20 protein-coding genes are annotated in these 20,092 nt (G+C 58.4%); 18 read left to right on the forward strand and 2 right to left on the reverse strand.

Going from position 1 to position 20,092, the window contains the following annotated elements:
* Positions 1-15 precede the first annotated feature (15 nt).
* Complete coding sequence (locus HMPREF2820_RS08890) at positions 16-1,734, reverse strand: long-chain fatty-acid--CoA ligase (protein ID WP_042388601.1); 1,719 nt, start codon at positions 1,732-1,734, stop codon at positions 16-18.
* A gap of 515 nt (positions 1,735-2,249) precedes the next feature.
* On the opposite strand from HMPREF2820_RS08890, the gene rho reads away from it, so the two are divergent.
* The 16 genes from rho to nucS all read left to right on the forward strand — a co-directional run bounded on the left by rho (position 2,250) and on the right by nucS (position 17,774).
* Positions 2,250-4,202 carry a transcription termination factor Rho gene (rho, locus tag HMPREF2820_RS08895; protein ID WP_070603730.1) on the forward strand — a complete coding sequence of 651 codons (1,953 nt, stop codon included), beginning with the start codon at positions 2,250-2,252 and terminating at the stop codon, positions 4,200-4,202.
* A 66-nt stretch (positions 4,203-4,268) separates the two neighbouring features.
* Positions 4,269-5,342, forward strand: a complete 1,074-nt coding sequence (gene prfA, locus HMPREF2820_RS08900; RefSeq protein WP_005509382.1) for a peptide chain release factor 1 — start codon at positions 4,269-4,271, stop codon at positions 5,340-5,342.
* Entirely contained in the window at positions 5,329-6,273 is a 945-nt protein-coding gene (prmC, locus tag HMPREF2820_RS08905) for a peptide chain release factor N(5)-glutamine methyltransferase (protein WP_049172049.1), read from the forward strand. Before prfA ends, prmC begins: the two co-directional genes overlap by 14 nt.
* 37 nt (positions 6,274-6,310) lie before the next feature.
* Positions 6,311-6,967, forward strand: a complete 657-nt coding sequence (locus HMPREF2820_RS08910; RefSeq protein WP_005509411.1) for an L-threonylcarbamoyladenylate synthase — start codon at positions 6,311-6,313, stop codon at positions 6,965-6,967.
* Between the two features lie 82 nt (positions 6,968-7,049).
* A complete protein-coding gene (locus HMPREF2820_RS08915; protein WP_246822263.1) occupies positions 7,050-8,282 on the forward strand; it encodes a glycosyltransferase family 4 protein in 1,233 nt (410 codons plus the stop codon).
* A complete protein-coding gene (locus tag HMPREF2820_RS08920; RefSeq protein ID WP_005509564.1) occupies positions 8,279-8,728 on the forward strand; it encodes a Cg1360 family ATP-synthase-associated protein in 450 nt (149 codons plus the stop codon). Before HMPREF2820_RS08915 ends, HMPREF2820_RS08920 begins: the two co-directional genes overlap by 4 nt.
* A gap of 390 nt (positions 8,729-9,118) precedes the next feature.
* Positions 9,119-9,913, forward strand: a complete 795-nt coding sequence (gene atpB, locus HMPREF2820_RS08925; RefSeq protein ID WP_016422455.1) for a F0F1 ATP synthase subunit A — start codon at positions 9,119-9,121, stop codon at positions 9,911-9,913.
* Between the two features lie 141 nt (positions 9,914-10,054).
* A complete protein-coding gene (locus tag HMPREF2820_RS08930; protein WP_016422456.1) occupies positions 10,055-10,306 on the forward strand; it encodes an ATP synthase F0 subunit C in 252 nt (83 codons plus the stop codon).
* Positions 10,307-10,338: 32 nt separating this feature from the next.
* Positions 10,339-10,902, forward strand: coding sequence for a F0F1 ATP synthase subunit B (locus HMPREF2820_RS08935; RefSeq protein ID WP_005509352.1), 564 nt, complete (start codon positions 10,339-10,341; stop codon positions 10,900-10,902).
* Positions 10,903-10,907: 5 nt separating this feature from the next.
* Complete coding sequence (locus HMPREF2820_RS08940) at positions 10,908-11,726, forward strand: F0F1 ATP synthase subunit delta (protein WP_048735245.1); 819 nt, start codon at positions 10,908-10,910, stop codon at positions 11,724-11,726.
* Positions 11,727-11,780: 54 nt separating this feature from the next.
* Positions 11,781-13,424, forward strand: a complete 1,644-nt coding sequence (gene atpA / locus HMPREF2820_RS08945; RefSeq protein ID WP_005509387.1) for a F0F1 ATP synthase subunit alpha — start codon at positions 11,781-11,783, stop codon at positions 13,422-13,424.
* 53 nt (positions 13,425-13,477) lie between these two features.
* Complete coding sequence (locus HMPREF2820_RS08950; protein WP_005509705.1) at positions 13,478-14,458, forward strand: F0F1 ATP synthase subunit gamma; 981 nt, start codon at positions 13,478-13,480, stop codon at positions 14,456-14,458.
* A gap of 2 nt (positions 14,459-14,460) precedes the next feature.
* Positions 14,461-15,900 carry a F0F1 ATP synthase subunit beta gene (atpD, locus tag HMPREF2820_RS08955; protein WP_005509621.1) on the forward strand — a complete coding sequence of 480 codons (1,440 nt, stop codon included), beginning with the start codon at positions 14,461-14,463 and terminating at the stop codon, positions 15,898-15,900.
* 11 nt (positions 15,901-15,911) lie between these two features.
* Complete coding sequence (locus HMPREF2820_RS08960) at positions 15,912-16,283, forward strand: F0F1 ATP synthase subunit epsilon (RefSeq protein ID WP_016422459.1); 372 nt, start codon at positions 15,912-15,914, stop codon at positions 16,281-16,283.
* A 217-nt stretch (positions 16,284-16,500) separates the two neighbouring features.
* Entirely contained in the window at positions 16,501-17,004 is a 504-nt protein-coding gene (locus tag HMPREF2820_RS08965; protein WP_016422460.1) for a DUF2550 domain-containing protein, read from the forward strand.
* A gap of 77 nt (positions 17,005-17,081) precedes the next feature.
* Positions 17,082-17,774, forward strand: a complete 693-nt coding sequence (nucS, locus tag HMPREF2820_RS08970; RefSeq protein ID WP_005509457.1) for an endonuclease NucS — start codon at positions 17,082-17,084, stop codon at positions 17,772-17,774.
* Positions 17,775-18,138: 364 nt separating this feature from the next.
* Here the strand turns inward: nucS and mce are convergent, their stop codons facing one another.
* Positions 18,139-18,591: a methylmalonyl-CoA epimerase gene (mce, locus tag HMPREF2820_RS08975; protein WP_005509354.1), complete on the reverse strand. Its 453-nt coding sequence runs from the start codon at positions 18,589-18,591 to the stop codon at positions 18,139-18,141.
* 31 nt (positions 18,592-18,622) lie between these two features.
* Between mce and HMPREF2820_RS08980 the strand changes: the two genes are divergently transcribed.
* Both HMPREF2820_RS08980 and HMPREF2820_RS08985 read left to right on the forward strand, forming a co-directional pair.
* Positions 18,623-18,928, forward strand: a complete 306-nt coding sequence (locus HMPREF2820_RS08980; RefSeq protein WP_049172056.1) for a thiamine-binding protein — start codon at positions 18,623-18,625, stop codon at positions 18,926-18,928.
* Between the two features lie 84 nt (positions 18,929-19,012).
* Positions 19,013-20,062 (forward strand): co-chaperone YbbN, encoded by a 1,050-nt coding sequence (locus HMPREF2820_RS08985; protein ID WP_070595727.1) that lies wholly within the window; start codon positions 19,013-19,015, stop codon positions 20,060-20,062.
* The last annotated feature ends 30 nt before the right edge of the window (positions 20,063-20,092 follow it).

Below are 20,092 nucleotides of genomic sequence, written 5' to 3' on the forward strand. Positions count from 1 at the left end.
GGCTTAGCCTGCCACCTACTTTTCGCCCGGCCCCTTCAGTTTCACGATGCTGTACTGACCTGCGCTCAAGTGCGAGCGCAGGTCTTTCTTGTCGAACTTGCCCACTGAGGTCTTATCGATTGAGTCCACGAAGGCCCAGTACTCCGGCAACATCCACTTTGGTAGCTTTGGCCGCAGCTCATCGCGGAGCATTTCAGCGGTCTCCTTGCTTGGTTCAACTTCCGGCATCAGCACCGTAATGGCCAGTGGGCGCTCACCCCACTTTTTATCTGGCATGCCGATAATCGCGCACTCGAGTACCTGTGGGCTTTCCATTACGAAGTTCTCCAGCTGAGCAGAGTAGATCCACTCGCCACCGGAACGAATGACATCGCGAGCACGGTCATGAATAGTCAGATAGCCGTCGTGAGTAATCGAGCCGACATCGCCAGTGCGGAGCCACCCGTCCTCGGTGAACTGTTCGCTAGCCTCGTCGACCTCCGCACCGCGGAAGAAGTGCGCGGTGCCTCCATCTTGAGCCTCCGGAGAACTGTAGTAGCCTCCGGTGACCGTGTTGCCGCGCACCTGCAGCTCACCCTGGTTGCGGTCATGCAGGTCGAGCACGCGGTCGTTGTCATCAACAATGCGGAACTGCATGATGTCCGGGAAGCGCCCTTGGCTGACACGGTAGCGTTCGCGGGCCTCACCGGAGGCGCCGTACGGAGGACGTGCCACGGTACCGATAGGCGAAGTCTCGGTCATGCCCCAGAAGTGGATGACGTCGACACCGTAGCGCTCTTCCCAGAGCCGAATCAGTGCAGGCGGGACAGGGGAACCGCCCGAGAAAATCTCCTGCAGGCTCATGCGCTTCGGAGGATTGCTGAGGTAGTGCGCCATGAGGTTAATCCACAGCGTCGGCACGCCCTGAGCTACGCGCGGCATTGAGGTTTCGATGATTTCTGCCAGACGTGGTGCGGACAGGTCCGCGCCGGGGAAGATTAGCGACGCCCCGCACATGAAGGAGGCCAGCGGCACGCCCCAGGACAGGACGTGATAAATGGGCACACAGCAAAGCCATGGGTTTCCATGCGAAATTGCAAAGGAGTCAGTGGTGCGCATATTCAGGCTGTGCAAGTACAGCGAACGGTGGCTGTAGACGACACCTTTAGGTGCGCCTTCGGTGCCCGTCGAATAGCACATGGCTGCACCGGAGCTTTCGTCGAGCTCAGGCCAGTCGAAGCGGCTGGGGCGTCCGTCGATGAGCGATTCGTAGGAGTACCACGGGATGCCATCTGGCAGTTGCTCAGCCACGTCGGACAGATCACCGATACCGATAATGATGACAGCGCGGACGTGCGGGCAGTGGGGAAGAACCTCGGCGAGCAGTTCGATCTCGGTCGGGTCCGCGATAATGACCTGGTCATCGGCGTGATTGATAATGTGCACAATCTGATCCGGCATGAGCTGCTTGTTCAGCGGCTGGAATACCGCGCCCATGGAGGCGACGCCGAGGAAGACCTCGAAGTGTTCGGTGCAGTTGTACATCAGGGTGGCGATGCGCTGGTCGCCGTCGATGCCGAGCTCATCGCGAAGTGCATGTGCCAGCGCACTAGCGCGCGCGGCGATGGCGGAAAAAGTGGTGGTCTCAGGTCCGTCACTGTTCCAGGAGGTCACCGGAGTCCGACCGTGAATGGTGCGACCGTATTCCACAATCTGAGCGATATTGAGAGGAATATGAGGCATCGTACTGCGCATGAGCTCTACAGTACCGACTCACAGCCCCGCGACCTAGCGAAACGCAGGTGAGAACTAGTGTTGCTACCTGACTATTTGGTGACTATCCTTGGGCAATAGGTCGTTTTCAATACGCGGCTAGATACGTACTTCTTCATGTACTCCGCATGCCGTTGACCTTCGCAGTTGTTCACACAACGCGATGGCGCAACGTGACATTGAAAACACACAAATCAGTAGTGCGACTACATAGTCTTGCGGTGCTGTGGACCTAGAATTTCCTAACCATCTTCAGCCCGGACGCTCGGGTTTGAGATGCGGAAATAATGTAGGCAAGATGCCTCGGTTTAGTTTCAACGTCGAGGTCTTTTGCCTGGCTTTTTCGATAATTTCCCGTCAGCTGCGGCTACTTTTCCGCACGTGGTAAAGGTTCGACGACGGAGCACACGCGGTGGCGGGCAGTAAGAGCGAAAAAGTGTCAATGACATAGCCCCCTGTAGAGAGTGACTGCAGGGAAGGTCGATGAAAGGACATCCGTGACCGATACGGACACCACTGCCACGGCAGGCGGCCCAGAGAATCTTGCGGCCCTCCGAATGGCAGAACTGCGTGAAATCGCTTCCAGCAAGGGCATTCGCGGCATCTCCGCCATGCGCAAGCATGAGCTGATTGAGGCCATTAAGAATGGTGCCCCGGCTGCTGGTTCCGCTCCAGCTCGGAAATCCCGCGCGAAGAAGGCTGCGGCTGGGGCTGCGGATACCGGCTTCAAAGCGAAGGATGCCAAGGAATCGCCGTCGGAAAGCGCGGATAAGGGTTCCAGTAAGAGCGCCGACAAGAGCGACAAGGGCAACGACAAGCGAGACGACGCCAACGCGGATGGTCGCGAGGAGATGTCCCGTTCTCAGCAGCGTCGAAATCGCCGTAACCGTGCTCGTCAGCGCGAGCAGGAGAATCAGGACGATCGCAGCAACGATAGCCGCGACGATTCCGATAACGGCAACGACCGCAGTGAGCGTAACGACAATCGCAACGATCGTAATGATCGTAATGACCGCGGTGATCGCAACGACCGTAATAACCGCAACGATCGCAACAACCACGATCGAGACAACGACGATGAAGGCCGCGGCAACCGCAACAACCGCCGCGGTCGCAACAACAATCGCAATAACGACCGCAATAATCATGACGATGACGGTCGTGGCAACCGTAACCGCCGCAACCGTCGCAATCGCCGCGACCGTCGCGGACGCGATAACAACGGTGGGGGACACGGCGGTCAGGACGAGATCCGCGAGGATGACGTTCTCCAGCCGGTGGCTGGCATCGTCGATGTGCTAGATAACAAGACCGCATTCGTGCGCACGTCCGGATACCTGCCGGGCTCTAACGATGTGCTGGTGTCCGCGCAAATGGTTCGTAAGTACGGCCTGCGCAAGGGCGACGCCGTTACCGGTCAGGTCCGCATGCCGCGCGAGAATGGCTCGGGCCAGGTCACTCATGGCAACGGCCGTAATCGCCGCAAGTACAACCCGCTGGTCAAGGTTGAAACCGTAAACGGCATCGATCCGGAGCAGGCAAAGCAGCGCCCGAATTTCGCTAAGCTCACTCCGCTGTACCCGAACCGCCGCCTGCGCCTGGAGACCGAGCAGAAGATTCTCACCACTCGCGTCATCGACCTGATTATGCCGATTGGTAAGGGTCAGCGTGCGCTCATCGTTTCGCCGCCGAAGGCCGGTAAGACCACGATCCTGCAGAACATTGCGAACGCTATCGCGACGAACAACCCCGAGTGCTACATGATGGTCGTGCTTGTCGACGAGCGCCCGGAGGAAGTCACCGACATGCAGCGCAGTGTCCGTGGCGAGGTCATTGCCTCCACTTTCGACCGCCCGCCGTCAGATCACACGGCAGTGGCCGAGTTGGCTATTGAGCGTGCAAAGCGTCTGGTGGAACAGGGGCAGGACGTCGTCGTACTGCTGGACTCCATTACCCGCCTTGGCCGTGCGTACAACAACTCTTCGCCGGCATCGGGACGAATCCTCTCCGGTGGTGTGGACTCCAACGCTCTGTACCCACCGAAGCGCTTCTTGGGTGCTGCCCGAAACATCGAAGAAGGCGGCAGCCTCACCATCATCGCCACCGCGATGGTGGAGACCGGTTCCGCAGGCGACACTGTTATCTTCGAGGAGTTCAAGGGCACCGGTAACGCCGAGCTGAAGCTCGACCGTAAAATCTCCGAGCGCCGCGTGTTCCCGGCAGTGGATGTCAACCCGTCGGGTACTCGTAAGGATGAGCTGCTGCTCAGCACGGAGGAGGCTCGCATTATGCACAAGCTGCGCCGCATCCTCTCCGCGCTGGAGTCGCAGGCTGCTATTGACCTGTTGATTAAGCAGCTGAAGAAGACCCGGAACAATAAGGAATTCCTGATGCAGGTGGCTTCTTCTGCACCAATGGCCGCCGACGTTGATGTGGACGACATGCTTTAGCTGGGGTTAGCCGCAAACCACAGCACCAACCAGCATTTCACCCATCACAATCTGAAGGAATATTCAATGGCTAATCAGGTTTCCGCAGTTGACGACATCCTCTCCGAATACCACGGGCTCGAGGCGCAGCTGGCTGACCCCGAGCTGCACAACGACCCGAAGGCTGCCCGTAAGGTCGGCAAGCGCTTCAATGAGCTGCAGCCGGTCATTCAGACTCACAAGAAGCTGACTGAGGTCCAGGATGACCTGGAGGCAGCTCGCGAGATGGCATACGAGGACTCCGAGTTCGCAGCTGAGGCTGAGCGTCTCGCTGCCGAGGCTGAGGAACTCGAGGAGAAGCTCGCCGACCTGCTGGCTCCGCGCGATCCGCACGACAGCGATGACATCGTTATGGAGCTCAAGTCCGGTGCCGGCGGTGAGGAGGCTGCGCTCTTCGCAGGTGAGCTCGCTCGCATGTACCAGCGCTATGCAGAAAAGCACGGCTTTACCACCGAGATTCTCGGTCTGTCCGAGTCTGATCTCGGCGGCGTGAAGGACATGACTATGTCCATCCGAGCCAAGACTCCGTCCCGCGACGGTGCGTGGAGCGTGTTCAAGTTTGAAGGTGGCGTCCACCGCGTGCAGCGCGTGCCGGTTACCGAATCTCAGGGCCGTATTCAAACGTCCGCCGCTGGTGTGCTGGTCTACCCGGAGCCCGACGAGGTCGAAGACATCCAGATTGATGAAAAGGATCTGCGTGTCGACGTCTACCGCTCCTCCGGTAAGGGCGGTCAGGGTGTTAACACGACTGACTCCGCCGTTCGCCTGACGCACCTTCCGACTGGTCTCGTTGTTACCTGTCAGAAGGAACGCTCGCAGATTCAGAACAAGGCCCGCGCTATGCAGGTCCTTGCTGCTCGACTGCAGCAGATGAAGGAAGAGGAGATCGCCGAGGCTGCCTCTGACCAGCGTAAGTCTCAGGTGCGCAACATGGATCGCTCCGAGCGCATCCGCACTTACAACTTCCCGGAGAACCGCGTTTCCGATCACCGCATCGGTTACAAGGCTCACAACCTGGACTCGGTGCTGGGCGGCGACATGGATGACCTGCTCAAGGCCCTCCACGACGCGGAGCGCGCTGAGCGTCTTGAAGCCGAGTAGCCCCACGCCCGCAGAAAATAGCTCGCCGACGTTACCGGATTCCGTCCGTACTCTCGGCGAGCTGTTTCGCTATGCGCGTCGCACGCTTGACGACGCGGCGCTGGCTTCTCCGGATGCCGACGCACGGGCGCTATTTGCAGCCGCAGTCGATGCGGGATCGGCAGACATTATCTTCCGCGGAGACGAACCGTACACCGATGAGGACGGTCGCAAGTATCTGGCCGAGATACTGGCCCGCAGAGTGGCTCGTGAGCCACTGCAGCACATCCTCGGTACGGCGCCGATGATGAGCCTGGAACTACAGGTCGGGCCCGGTGTTTTTGTACCCCGGCCGGAGACGGAACTGCTCGCGCAGTGGGCAATCGATCGAGCCCGTGAACTGGTCGCAAGTGGCGTCGTCAAGCCGAAAATCGTTGACTTGTGTACTGGATCCGGTGCGTTGGCGTTGGCGATCGCCGATGCCGTACCCGAAGCGGACGTGGTGGCTGTGGAGCTCTCTGAGCGGGCACGGGCGTGGGCTGCGAAGAATATCGAGACGTACGGCGATGGGCGTGTGCGTCTGATTGCTGGCGATGTCACGGATGTTCAGCTGATTGATGATGGCGCTGAGCTCGCAGAATGGGTAGGCGAGACCGACATTGTTGTGTCCAACCCTCCATATGTGCCCGAAGACACCGAAGTTGACCCCGAAGTGAGAGCTGATCCGCACTCTGCGGTCTTCGGCGGCGACGATGGGCTAGATGTCATTCGACCTATGATGAACCTAGTGGATGCGCTGGTGCGGCCGGGTGGAGTCATCGGCATCGAGCACGATGACTCTTCAGGAGACGATGTCAGTTCACTGCTAAAGGACACCTGGGATTACGCTGATGTAGAGGTCCACCGTGACTTTGCAGGCCGTGACCGTTTTACGGTGGGACGCAAAAATTGATCTTAAAAGCAAACTTTGAAGCAGGAGCACAAATCTGATGAGCAGGATTATGGACTGCAGCACAGATGAAAACCGCGAACGCGCAATTGCAGCAGCAGTAGATGCGGTGAAGGCAGGGCGGCTGGTCGTTATGCCTACCGATACCGTCTATGGCCTTGGCTGCGATGCCTTTGATAACCAGGCCGTTGCCTCCTTGCTGCGTGCCAAGCACCGCGGCCCGGATATGCCGGTACCGGTGCTCGTGGGTTCCTGGAATACGATTGAGGGGCTCGTCCGCGAATACTCGCCAGCTGCTCGCACGCTGGTGGAGGCTTTCTGGCCGGGCGGACTGTCGCTGGTTGTGAACCAGGCGCCGAGCTTGCCGTGGAACCTTGGTGATACCGCGGGCACGGTCATGCTGCGCATGCCGCTGCACCCAATTGCTATCGAGATTCTGCGCCGCACCGGTCCAATGGCCGTGTCCAGTGCGAACATCTCCGGCCAGGCACCGGCCACCAATGCCGTGCGTGCCAAGCAGATGTTGGGTGGGGAAGCGGCTGTCTACGTCGACGGCGGCGAAGCCACGATTGGCACCCCATCGACGATTGTCGATATCTCGACTCCAGTGCCGCGGATTCTGCGCGAAGGCGCTGTGTCAGCAGCGGCGGTTGCTGAGGTTTTGAGTACGACGCCCGAGCGACTGCTGGGGCAGTAGTCTTGGCTACCTAAGGTTTTTCCTGTTTAATATCTGCAGCGATTGTGTGGGTGAGTAGTACCTAGTGGCGGACATGAGCTTATTGGCAGCCCAGTCGGGTGGGGCAGGTGTGCCCATCCGCGAGCTCGCCATGCTCGTTTTAGTTTCCGCTGCTGTCAGTTATTTGCTCACTGGAGTAGTGCGTTTTGTGCTGGTTCGCTCGGGCTGGTTGGATGCGCCCCGCACGCGCGATGTCCACGATATTCCGAAGCCCAGGCTCGGAGGCGTGGCGATGTACTCTGGGGTGGTCGCAGCTATCGCCCTTGCCTCGGTTATGCCGGCCCTCAACCGTGGTTTTCCACCTATGACTCCAGATATGAGGGCAGTTGTGGCGGCCGCGTCGCTCTTGCTAATCGTCGGTATTTGGGATGACCTCTTTGACTTAGATGCCCTTACGAAGTTGGTGGGGCAGGTCGCGGCGGCACTTTTGATGTCATTTATGGGCGTCAATTGGTATCTGCTCTATATCCCTTTCAGTGGCGGCGCCACTCTCATTCTCGATCCAATCATGTCCACAGTCTTGACTGTCCTATTTACTGTGGCATTGATTAACGCCTTCAACTTTGTTGACGGCATCGATGGTCTCGCAGCTGGACTCGGCATGATCGCCGCAGCTGCAATCCTTGTCTATTCGATGGTCATGCTCCATGATCAAGGTGGCACCGTCTCTGCCTATCCGCCAGCGATGATTTCCGCGTGTCTCCTCGGCGCTTGCCTGGGCTTCTTGCCTCACAACTTCGAGCCCGCACGCATTTTCATGGGCGATTCCGGTGCCATGATGATCGGTTTGCTGCTCGCAGCGGCATCGGTGTCGGCGTCGGGACGCATCGCGCCCTCCATGTACGGCACCGCTGACGTCATCGCTCTAATCTCGCCGGTTGTGGTCGTCATCGCAGCAATTAGCGTGCCAATGCTAGACCTACTTCTCGCTGTCGTTCGCCGCGTCAGCCAGGGCAAGTCACCTTTCTCACCCGACAAAATGCATATTCACCACCGCCTCCTGTCGATGGGACACAGTCATCGCCGCGTGGTGCTAGTGCTTTACCTATGGGTGTCGGTCGTCGCGTACGCCGCCGTTGCCACCACCATTTTCCCCTTTGAATTTGTCGCTCTCACCTTCGGGATCCTGCTTATCATCGCGGTTGTCTTCACCCTCCGCCGTCGCAATGCGCTTGCCGACGACCGTTCAACGGGAGCGCGTCCCAGAAGTGGAAGTGGGGTCCGGCAGGTTATAAGACGTCGACGTGGACGCAGAAGGTACAATCTTCGACCGTGACTGAAAAAACAACTCCGGAGCCCGAGTCTAAATACGATGATTCGCGGCGACCGCTGCTGGCTGCTGCTCGCTCGGGCGCAATCGCGCTCGCTGTGATTACCGTGCTTTCGCTGCTGGTCTGGGGTGGCAAAAACGGTATGCCCGGTGTCTGGGGCGTACTCCTTGGAGCGGGCATTAGCGGAAGCTTCGTATTGCTTACCGTTCTAGGCATCCTCTTTACTGCTCGAACTTCGCCGTCCGTTACGCTTGCCGTTGTACTGGGTGGCTGGTTGTTGAAGATTGTCGTACTAATCGGTGTCCTGGTTGTTATTAGAAATCTTGAGTTTTATGACAACATGACTTTCTTCGTCACTGTTGTACTCACTCTGATGGTGACACTCGGTGCAGAAGTGTGGGGAATGTCGCAATCTAACCTCACTTATGTGCAACCAATGAAGGACGAATAGCTCGTTAATAACTTGTTGACCTGCTGAGAGGCTGCAAAGCGCTTCTAAAACCGCAGGTAATAAGCATATTGTCCAGTTTGTGCAGAAGATGCCACAAATAGAGGCCGAAACCCACAGAGGGGGTCGGCCTCTTTGTTGGATTCGGGGTCGGAAACGCGGGGGTGTACCGGGTGGGGAAAATGAGTCAGAACTGTTATCCTGAGTTTCGGGTAAGACGGCCTGTAGCGAAATAACTATCATTTCCACAGGTACGGTCCCCGTGAGCGCCGTGCTGATGAGCGAATGGAATCCGCGGCGCGACACGTTAAATGACGTCCTTCGCACCGCTTGACAATAGTTCTAGCGGCCCAATCACGGGAGAGAACGCTGAGCGTTACAACACTTGCCGAGATGCGGGGTGAGTTTCACTCACCCAACTTGCAGGAGGAGTATTTCCCGGGTGAACAATTTGGCGACTTCATTTTAGGTGGCAGTGGCGACTGGTACGCCATGGACCGCCTGATGATTGTTCGTCTTTTGATGGCCGTGATCGTCGCCGTGTTCTTCGTCGTCGCAATGCGTCGTCCGAAGCTCGTGCCGACTGGTCTGCAGAACGTTGCGGAGTTGATGCTGGACTTCGTCCGCATCCACATCGCGGAGGAGATTCTGGGTAAGAAGGAGGGGCGTCGTTTCCTTCCGGTTCTGGCCACCATCTTCTTCCTTGTTATCTCGATGAATATTGCGGCTATTATTCCTGGCCTCAATATTTCGCCGAACGCCCGAATCGGTATGCCACTGGTTCTGGCCCTGTTCGCATACGTTGCCTTCATTTACGCGGGCTCGAAGAAGATGGGCTTCTTCAAGTTTGTGAAGTCGGCAGTCGTTATTCCGAACTTGCCACCGGTACTCCACCTCATCGTGGTGCCGATCGAGATTTTCTCCAACTTCGTTCTCCGCCCAGTTACGCTGACCATCCGTCTGATGGCCAACATGCTGGCGGGCCACATGGTTCTAGTCCTGCTTTTCGGTGCCACGAACTTCTTCTTCTGGCAGCTGAATGGTTGGACCGCCCTGTCCGGGTTGACCCTTGTCGCTGCGGTAGCATTCACGCTGTTCGAGATGCTGGTGATTTTCCTGCAGGCATACATCTTTGCCCTGCTGAGCGCCGTCTACATCGAACTGTCGCTGCACGCAGACGAGCACTAACCCATAACTAATGAGGCCGCAAATTCGGCAACAAGGCCTCGCAAATTTAATAGCAAGACCCACTTGACCCACAAAAGCCCCGGGCCTACTTAGAACAATCTTTAATCCGGGGCCATCCTTTAAGAAAGGGAACGGTTCATAATGAACGACGTCATCCTCTCCGCCCAGGACGCTGTCCAGGCTGTCGACACCAACGCTGGCCTGAAGACCATCGGTTACGGTCTGTCCACCCTGGGCCCGGGCCTCGGTATCGGTATCGTCGCCGGCAAGACCGTTGAGGGTATGGCACGCCAGCCTGAGATGGCCGGCCAGCTGCGTACCACCATGTTCCTGGGTATCGCCTTCACTGAGGCTCTCGCCCTGATCGGCCTGGTCGCAGGCTTCGTTTTCTAAGTCCGGACCTTCAAGCGGAGAACACGTAAACCATGACAGATTTCACCTTTTTGCTAGCGGCGGGTGACCTCCCGATGGGAGAGTCCATTAACCCGCTGCTGCCAAAGACCTATGACATCGTCTGGTCCGTTGTCCCGCTGGTAGTTATCCTGGTTCTCTTCTGGAAGCTCGTTCTTCCGAAGTTCCAGGAGGTCCTGACCGAGCGGGAGGACCGGATTGAGGGCGGCATTGAACGCGCTGAAGCTGCACAGGCTGAAGCCAAGGCCGCTCTGGAAAAGTACAACAGTCAGCTCGCAGAGGCCCGTACTGAAGCAGCAAAGATTCGCGACGAAGCCCGTGCACAGGGTCAGCGCATCATTGCAGACGCTACGACCAAGGCTAATGACGAGAGCGCACGAATCATCGAGTCCGGTGAGAAGCAGCTCGCTGCCCAGCGTGAGCAGGTAGTCGCAGAGCTGCGCAAGGAAATGGGCCAGAACTCCATCAATCTCGCTGAGCGCCTTCTGGGCGAGCAGCTTTCCGACGACGTTCGTAACTCGTCGACGATTGACAACTTCTTGTCCAACCTTGACACCGTGGCCCCGGCCGGAAAGTAGGCGACATGCACGCAGCAAGCCGCGAATCCCTGGCAGCCCTTAGCCAGCGACTGGACGCCGCTATCGGTGGCGACAATGTCGCTGTTGCTCAGGCTGCTCAGACTGGTTCCGAGCTTTTCGACATCGTCGAGGTCCTGGACTCCGACCGCGGCCTGCGTGTCGCTGTCGCCGACACCTCGGCGACTGCGGAACAGCGTTCCGGCCTTGTCCGGAGCCTGTTCGCGGGCAAGGTATCTGAGACGACTCTTAACCTCGTCGTGGATGCTGCCGCGCAGGTATGGTCCACCCCGCGTGAAATGCGTGAGGGTTTGGTAGAGCTGGGCCGTCGAGCCCTCCTTCGCTCTGCTGAAGGCCAGGGACAGCTTGAGACCGTTGAGTCTGAGCTGTTCCAACTGGGACACATCCTGGCTGAGCAGTCGCAGCTTGAACAGCTGCTGGCCGACAAGGCCGCAACCCCCGAAGCCAAGCGTGGGCTCCTCGCCTCTGTGCTGTACGGCAAGGTCACTTCCGTGACCGAAACCCTGGCACTGCAGGCTGTTGGCCGCCCATCCAAGCGCCCCGCGGACGACATTGACTCCCTGTCCCGGCTAGCCGCCGGCCTGCGGAACCACGTCGTCGCTCGCGTGACCAGTGCCACGGCCGTCTCTGACGAGCAAGAGCGAGCACTGGCGGACAAGCTCGGCCGAGTCTACGGCAAGGCGATGTCCATCCACACCGTGATCGATAAGTCGATTCTCGGTGGACTGGTCATCCGGGTTGGCGACGAGGTCATCGACGGTAGCCTTTCAACAAAGCTTGAGAAGCTGCGCGTCGGCCTCGGCTGACGGATGGTTTAGACGATTAATCACTGGAAGAATATTACCGAGAGCAGGAAGAACATGGCGGAGCTGACGATCTCCTCCGACGAGATCCGTAGCGCGATTGCGAACTACACCTCGAGCTACTCCCCGGAGGCCTCCCGCGAGGAGGTTGGCGTTGTTATCAGTGCAGCTGATGGTATCGCCCAGGTTTCGGGAATGCCGTCGGTCATGACGAATGAGCTTCTGGAGTTCCCGGGCGGCGTTATTGGCGTCGCTCAGAACCTCGACACCGACAAGGTCGGCGTTGTGGTGCTGGGTAACTTCGAGTCGCTTAAAGAGGGTGACGAGGTAAAGCGGACGGGTGACGTCCTTTCGATTCCGGTCGGGGACAAGTTCCTCGGTCGCGTAATTAACCCCCTGGGCCAGCCGATTGACGGCCTGGGTGACATTGAGGCTGAAGAGGACCGCGTCCTCGAGCTGCAGGCACCGACCGTGCTGCAGCGTCAGCCGGTTGAAGAGCCGATGGCTACTGGTATTAAGGCCATCGACGCAATGACCCCAATTGGTCGTGGTCAGCGTCAGCTGATCATTGGTGACCGTAAGACCGGTAAGACCGCGGTCTGCCTGGACACCATTTTGAACCAGAAGGCTAACTGGGAGTCCGGTGACCCGAGCAAGCAGGTGCGATGCATCTACGTTGCTATCGGTCAGAAGGGCTCCACCATTGCTGGTGTGCGCCAGACCCTCGAGGAGCAGGGCGCACTCGAGTACACCACCATCGTTGCTGCCCCGGCGTCGGATGCCGCAGGCTTCAAGTGGCTTGCACCATTCGCAGGCGCCGCACTGGGTCAGCACTGGATGTACCAGGGCAAGCACGTCCTGGTCATTTACGATGATCTGACTAAGCAGGCAGAGGCATACCGTGCCATCTCGCTGCTGCTGCGTCGCCCGCCGGGACGCGAAGCTTACCCGGGCGACGTCTTCTACCTCCACTCCCGTCTGCTGGAGCGTGCTGCGAAGCTCTCCGACGACATGGGTGCAGGCTCGCTGACCGCACTGCCGATCATCGAGACGAAGGCAAACGACGTGTCGGCCTTCATTCCGACCAACGTCATTTCCATTACCGACGGCCAGGTCTTCCTCGAGTCCGACCTGTTCAACCAGGGTGTCCGTCCGGCTATTAACGTCGGTGTGTCGGTTTCCCGTGTTGGTGGTGCCGCACAGACCAAGGGCATGAAGAAGGTTTCCGGTAACCTGCGTCTGGACCTCGCGTCCTACCGCGACCTGGAAGCATTCGCAATGTTCGCATCCGACCTGGACGATGCCTCCAAGCGTCAGCTGGAGCGCGGTCAGCGTCTGGTTGAGCTGCTGAAGCAGAAGGAAAACCACCCGCAGCCGGTCGAGTACCAGATGACCTCCATCTACCTCGCTGGTGAGGGCGAATTCGACGATGTCCCGGTTGAGGACGTCCGTCGCTTCGAGGCCGAGCTGCTTGAGCACCTGCAGGACACTCAGCCTGCAGTCTTCGAGCAGATTGACGGCGGCGTCGCCTTCTCTGACGAGTCCAAGGCTGCTCTGAAGTCCGCTACCGCTAACTTCAAGAAGTCCTTCCAGACTTCTGAGGGCGCACCGCTGGCTTCCGAGGCTCCGGTCGAGGCACTCGACGAGGGCGAGCTCAAGAAGCAGCAGATTACGGTCTCCCGCAAGACTGCCCAGAACTAGGCAGGTTGAGCTACTCAATGACCGTTTTCGCAATTGAAGGGAGGGAATAGGACATGGCGAATCTTCGTGAACTTCGAGCCCGAATCAAGTCGGTGAACTCGACCAAGAAGATCACCAAGGCCCAGGAGCTTATCGCAACCTCGCGCATTACTAAGGCGCAGCGTCGCGTAGCAGACTCCCAGCCGTACGCCGACGAAATCGAGAAGGTCATCGGACGTCTCGCATCGGCTTCGTCGTTGGATCACCCGATGCTCGTAAAGCGTGAGGGTAACCAGCGTGTTGCAGTCCTGGTTGTCACCAGTGACCGCGGCATGTGTGGCGGCTACAACCACAACGTCCTGAAGAAGGCTGCAGAACTGCGTACCGCTCTGGAAGAGCAGGGGCATGAGGTCGTTCTCTACGTGACTGGCCGTAAGGGCACCGACTACTACGACTTCCGTGGTGTCGAGCTCGCCGGTACGTGGGAGGGCTTCTCCCAGGATCCGGACTACGCCGCAACCCACGACGTGCGTCGTCACCTCATTGATGGTTTCAACGCTACGGCCGAGGGCACTGCCAAGTACCGCGAAGGCCTGCGTGGCACCAACGGCGAGGCCGTTCAGGGCTTCGACCAGGTCCACGTTGTCTACACGGAATTCGTGTCCATGCTTTCTCAGATTCCGCGTGCACACCAGATGCTCCCGATTGAGCCTGTGTACGAGGATGTCGAGATTGCTCAAGGCGAGGACATGCTGTCCGATGGATCAGATGACCTCAAGCCGGACTATGAATTCGAGCCTGATGCAGACACCCTGTTGGCAGAGCTTCTGCCGCAGTACGTGTCCCGCACTCTGTTCGCAGTGATGCTCGAGGCCGCTGCCTCTGAGTCCGCTGCCCGTCGTAACGCTATGAAGTCCGCGACGGACAACGCTACCGAGCTGGTCAAGGACCTCTCGCGTGTTGCTAACCAGGCACGTCAGGCACAGATTACCCAGGAAATCACAGAAATCGTCGGTGGCGCCGGTGCGCTCGACGACAGCGGAGAAAGTGACTAGATATGAGCACAGCTCTAAGTGAGCAGAACACCACCACGGCTGTGGGCCGTGTTGTGCGTGTCATCGGTGCCGTCGTCGACGTGGAGTTCCCGCGTAACGAACTGCCGGCACTTTACAACGCGCTGACCGTGGAAGTTACCCTTCCTTCGGTCGCCAAGACCATTGTCCTCGAGACTGCACAGCACCTCGGTGACAACATGGTTCGTACCATTGCTATGGCTCCGACCGACGGCCTGGTCCGCGGTGCAGAGGTCAAGGACACCGGTAAGCCGATTTCGGTTCCGGTTGGTGACGTCGTCAAGGGTCACGTCTTTAACGCAATGGGCGACTGCCTGGATGAGCCGGGCCTGGGTCGCGATGGTGAGCAGTGGGGCATCCACCGTGAGCCGCCGGCCTTCGACCAGCTCGAGGGCAAGACCGAGATTCTGGAAACCGGTATTAAGGTCATCGACCTGCTGACCCCGTACGTTAAGGGCGGCAAGATTGGTCTGTTCGGTGGTGCCGGTGTCGGTAAGACCGTTCTGATCCAGGAGATGATTACTCGTATTGCACGCGAGTTCTCCGGTACTTCGGTCTTCGCCGGTGTTGGTGAGCGTACCCGTGAGGGCACCGACCTCTTCCTGGAAATGGAAGAGATGGGCGTTCTCCAGGACACCGCCCTCGTCTTCGGCCAGATGGACGAGCCTCCGGGAGTCCGTATGCGCGTCGCGCTGTCGGGTCTGACCATGGCAGAGTACTTCCGCGATGTTCAGCACCAGGACGTGCTGCTCTTCATTGACAACATCTTCCGTTTCACCCAGGCCGGTTCTGAGGTTTCGACCCTGCTGGGTCGTATGCCTTCCGCCGTGGGTTACCAGCCGACCCTGGCTGACGAGATGGGTGTTCTGCAGGAGCGCATTACGTCCACCAAGGGCCGTTCGATTACCTCTCTGCAGGCCGTCTACGTGCCTGCCGATGACTACACCGACCCGGCTCCGGCAACGACCTTCGCCCACCTCGATGCAACCACCGAGCTCGACCGCTCGATTGCATCGAAGGGTATTTACCCGGCAGTGAACCCGCTGACTTCGACTTCTCGTATCCTCGAGCCGTCGATCGTCGGTGAGGAGCACTACCGCGTTGCTCAGCAGGTTATTAACATCCTGCAGAAGAACAAGGAACTCCAGGACATCATCGCCATCCTCGGTATGGACGAGCTGTCTGAGGAGGACAAGGTGACCGTGCAGCGTGCACGTCGTATCCAGCGATTCTTGGGTCAGAACTTCTTCGTTGCTGAGAAGTTCACGGGTCTGCCTGGTTCGTACGTCCCGCTGAAGGACACCATCGTTGCCTTCGACCGCATCTGCAAGGGCGACTTCGACAACTACCCGGAGATGGCCTTCGACGGCCTGGGTGGCCTCGACGATGTCGAGAAGAAGTACGCTGAAATGCAGAAGAAGTAAGGGGCATCCTCATGGCTGAAATCACCGCTGAACTGGTTGCCGTTGAGCGACCGCTCTGGAAGGGCAAGGCCACCTTGGTCTCTGCCCAGACCACCGAGGGTGAGATCGGCGTGCTGCCCGGACACCAGCCGTTGCTTGGCCAGCTGGTCAACAACGGCACGGTGACCATCAAGACCGCAGACGGCAAGGTTCTTGTCGCTTCGGTACAGGGTGGGTTCATTTCCGTGTCTACCTCGAAGGTTTCGATCCTCGCGGATAAGGCAATCTGGGCTGACGAGGTTAACCTCTCCGAGGCCGAGTCCAACCTGACTTCGGATGACCCTGCAGTAAAGGCACAGGCTGAGTCGGAGGTCCGCGCGGCTCGTCGCGCTTCCACCAACTAGTCTTTTCGCCTGAACATCCGGTCGCACGACCGTATTCTTCCTGCTTCTTTAAACGGGGCGGGGAGCTCGCAAGAGAAATCTTGCCAGCTTCCCGCCCCGTTTTTCTTAGTTATTTTTCATGTCAGTGCAACAATCGGGTAGGGTTTGTAAAAAGCCTCTAAAGCGCTTTTGAACCAAGGTTCGTCGTCTATTCACCCGGATGCGAGGCTGGCAGATAGTGTTTTCAAGCGTAACCATGATGTCAATCATGTTCATGATTATCGGTGCGATGTTGATCGTCGGCGGGGTCCTTGCCCTGTGGCGTTTCGCCAGCCTGCATGCAAAAGGTACTCCTGTTATTGCTCGTCGCCTTCCTGCAGGTGATGGCAGTCATTGGCGCCATGGTGTCATTGTTTATTCAGAGTCGACGTTGAAGATGTACAAGCTACGTTCGCTGCGTCCTGGCTGTGATGCCGAATTTGCCCGTCACGATGTCACTATTGTGGATCGCCGAGATCCGACTGACATCGAGGCGGGTTTTTTCGCGCCCGGGCTTCGGGTAGTCAGGATTAAAACGGGGAAAAATACCGAATGGGAGTTTGCCGTGGACTCGTCCTCGGACACTGCGCTGGTGGCGTGGGTGGAGTCGAAGCCGTCGTCACGCCAGACTCGTGAGTTTCCTACAGATATTGAGCGACGTTTCCGTTCGGCTTATAACCGTGGCCGGGGAAGTCAGTACTAGTCTCTTACGACAGGCTATTGCTAAGGCTCTAGTGGGTATTGTTTTCTCCCGCGCGGCAGTCACGTTAGGGTAGGGGAATGCGCCTTGTGATTGCTGAATGCACTGTTGACTATGTCGGTCGCTTGAATGCCCATCTGCCTCATGCCCCGCGCTTGCTGTTGGTGAAAGCAGATGGGTCAGTTTCTGTGCATGCCGACGACCGTGCATATAAGCCTCTGAACTGGATGACACCGCCGTGCACGCTGACGGAGAAGGATATTCTCGACGAGTCGGGGGAAGACACTGGTGAAAAGCTCTGGGTCGTTGAGAATAAGAAGGGCGAGCAACTTCGTATCACTATCGGCAAGGTGCTGGCTGATAGCACGTACGAACTGGGAGAGGACCCTGGCCTGGAGAAGGACGGGGTAGAAGCGCATCTACAGGAACTGCTTGCAGATCAGTTCACAACGTTTGGCGAGGGCTACACCCTGATTAGGCGCGAATACCCAACCCCGATCGGACCGGTGGACCTGCTTGGCCGCGATGAAAACGGCGCCACCGTTGCAGTCGAGGTTAAGCGTCGGGGCGGTATCGATGGCGTTGAGCAGCTAACCCGTTACTTGGAGATGCTGAACCGCGATGAGCTGCTGGCACCGGTGGAAGGGATTTTTGCTGCCCAGGAGATTAAGCCACAGGCCAAGACTCTGGCAGAGGATCGTGGGATTCGCTGTGTGACCGTGGATTACGACGCCCTGCGTGGCCTGGAGTCCAATGAATTGCGGTTGTTCTAGCCATGCCTAGGCGAAACCACAAGCGGCGCGGTAATCAACGAGGCAACCAACGCGGCGGGCGTAATAACCACGGCCAGAATCGCGGCAGCCTGCCCACATTTGGCAGTTCTTTCCAAAACACCCGCACTGAATCTGGGCCTGCCGGTTGGCAGGACGTGGACTTTGCGGTGCGTAACATCAGCGCTGGACAGTCGAACAAGGTTTATCGCTGTCCAGGGTGCGACCAGGAAATCATGCCCGGGACCTCGCACATCGTAGCTTGGCCGCAGGATTATGGTGCAGGCGCCGATGACCGGCGCCATTGGCACACTAACTGCTGGCGCAACAGAGCTCACCGCACTATCACGCGCCGCTGGGGATAGATTTACTTAGCCGGCTCAACGAGCTCCAGCAGGACGCCACCGGCATCCTTCGGGTGGATGAAGTTGATGCGCGAACCTGCGGTACCGATCTTCGGCTCCGGATACAGCACCCGGGTGCCCTGCTCCTTCAGGTGCGCCATCAGCGCCTCCAGATCAGTGACACGAACTGCGTACTGCTGGATTCCTGGACCCTTCTTGTCCAGGTACTTTGCAATCGTGGACTGGTCATTCAGTGGCGCGAGAATCTGAACGAGAGTGCCACCTTCAACCTTGTCAGCCGGGCCGACCATGGCCTCGTGGACACCCTGCTCTTCATTGACTTCATCGTGGTAGTTGATGAAACCAAGGTTTGCGCGGTACCACTCAATAGCGGCATCAAAATCCGGGACTGCGACGCCGACGTGATCAACAGCGACTACGTACTTATGGGGAACGGGAATCTGTGTCTCACTCATAGTTCCCAGGGTACTCGCTATTATCGGCGCCATGATTGTCGCATTTTCTGTTGCCCCCACTTTCTCCGATCCTGAGCAGGGAATGGCTGAGGCTGTTGCTGAAGCCGTGCGTGTTGTGCGCGAATCTGGCCTGCCCAACGAGACCAATGCCATGTTCACCCTTGTTGAAGGCGAATGGGATGAGGTGATGGATGTCATTAAGCGAGCCACGGAAGCAGTCAGCCGTGTCAGTCCGCGTACTTCTCTGGTCATCAAAGCGGACATTCGCAACGGATATACCGGGCAGCTGCGTGCGAAAGTGGATGCGGTCGAGGATGCGCTGAAAGCCACCGACTAGTCTCTTGTTCGGATTGGACACGTAGGCTCTACATAGGTCTTTACATAGGCTTTACGACGACACTGGAGAGGAACCCCTTTGACGATGCCAGCTGGACATGGTCACGCACATGGCCATTCTCATGGTCACTCGCATGGAGCACACGGTCACCGCGAGTGCTCGACTCCGCCGCCACCACCCGGCACGGTTGATTTGGAGCAGCTCCACCAGCGCGCCGAAGCCGAACGTAAGCGCCGAGAGGAGATCGAGCGGGCAACCAGTGATCAGGGAAATGGGCTTCCTCCTGTAGTTGAGATTGTCCCGCAGACCCTTGAGGCAGAAGTCGTTCTGCGCTCGGAGCAGGTCCCGGTTATTGTCTTGATCGGCATGGCTGGAGCAGCTGATTCGTTGCGTCTTCGGGCTGAGCTAGAAGGCATGGCCCGTGAGGCTAATTTGAACTGGATCCTGGCGTGGGCAGATGCTGAGGAGCATCCGCAGCTGGCCCAGGCATTCGGTGTGCAGGCAGTGCCGACAGTCACGGCTGTGGCTATGGGCAGTCCCATTGGCATGTTTGTCGGCGAGAAAACCAGGGATTGGCTGGAGCAGTGGCTGGCGCAGGTTATGGAGGCCACTCGGGGTCGTCTCAAGGGGTTGCCGGCGGGAACTCGTATGGCTGGGGAGGGCAGCGGGCCGGAGGCTCCGGAGCCGACTGACTTCTTCGGCAATCCCGTACCCACCGATGACCCGCGTTTGGAGCAGGCTGAAGAGTTGCTCGAGGAGGGCGATTTCGACGGAGCGTTGGAGCTGTATGACGCTATGCTGCAGTCCGAGCCCGCAAATCAGGGGCTGAAGCGCGCTCACGCGAATGTGTCCTTCTTCGCCCGCGCTGCCAAAATCGATCGCAGCGCAGATCCAATTGCAAAGGCCGACGCTGCGCCGAAGGACGTCGCGCTCGCCCTCGATGCCGCGGATGTCACGATGCTTGTCGACGATCCAGCGAAGGCGCTCGATCGTTTGTTGAAGTTGCTCCCGCAGGTGTTTGGCGATGACCGTGAGGCCATCAAGTCGCGTCTACTAGAGCTGCTTGTGCTATTCGATACCGCAGATCCAGTGGCATTGGATGCACGCCGGAGGATGGCTAGCGCACTGTACTAGGAGTACTGGACTAGGGGCACTGTACTAGGA

The organism is Corynebacterium sp. HMSC064E08 (genome assembly GCF_001811805.1).
GTDB lineage: Bacteria > Actinomycetota > Actinomycetes > Mycobacteriales > Mycobacteriaceae > Corynebacterium > Corynebacterium jeikeium_D.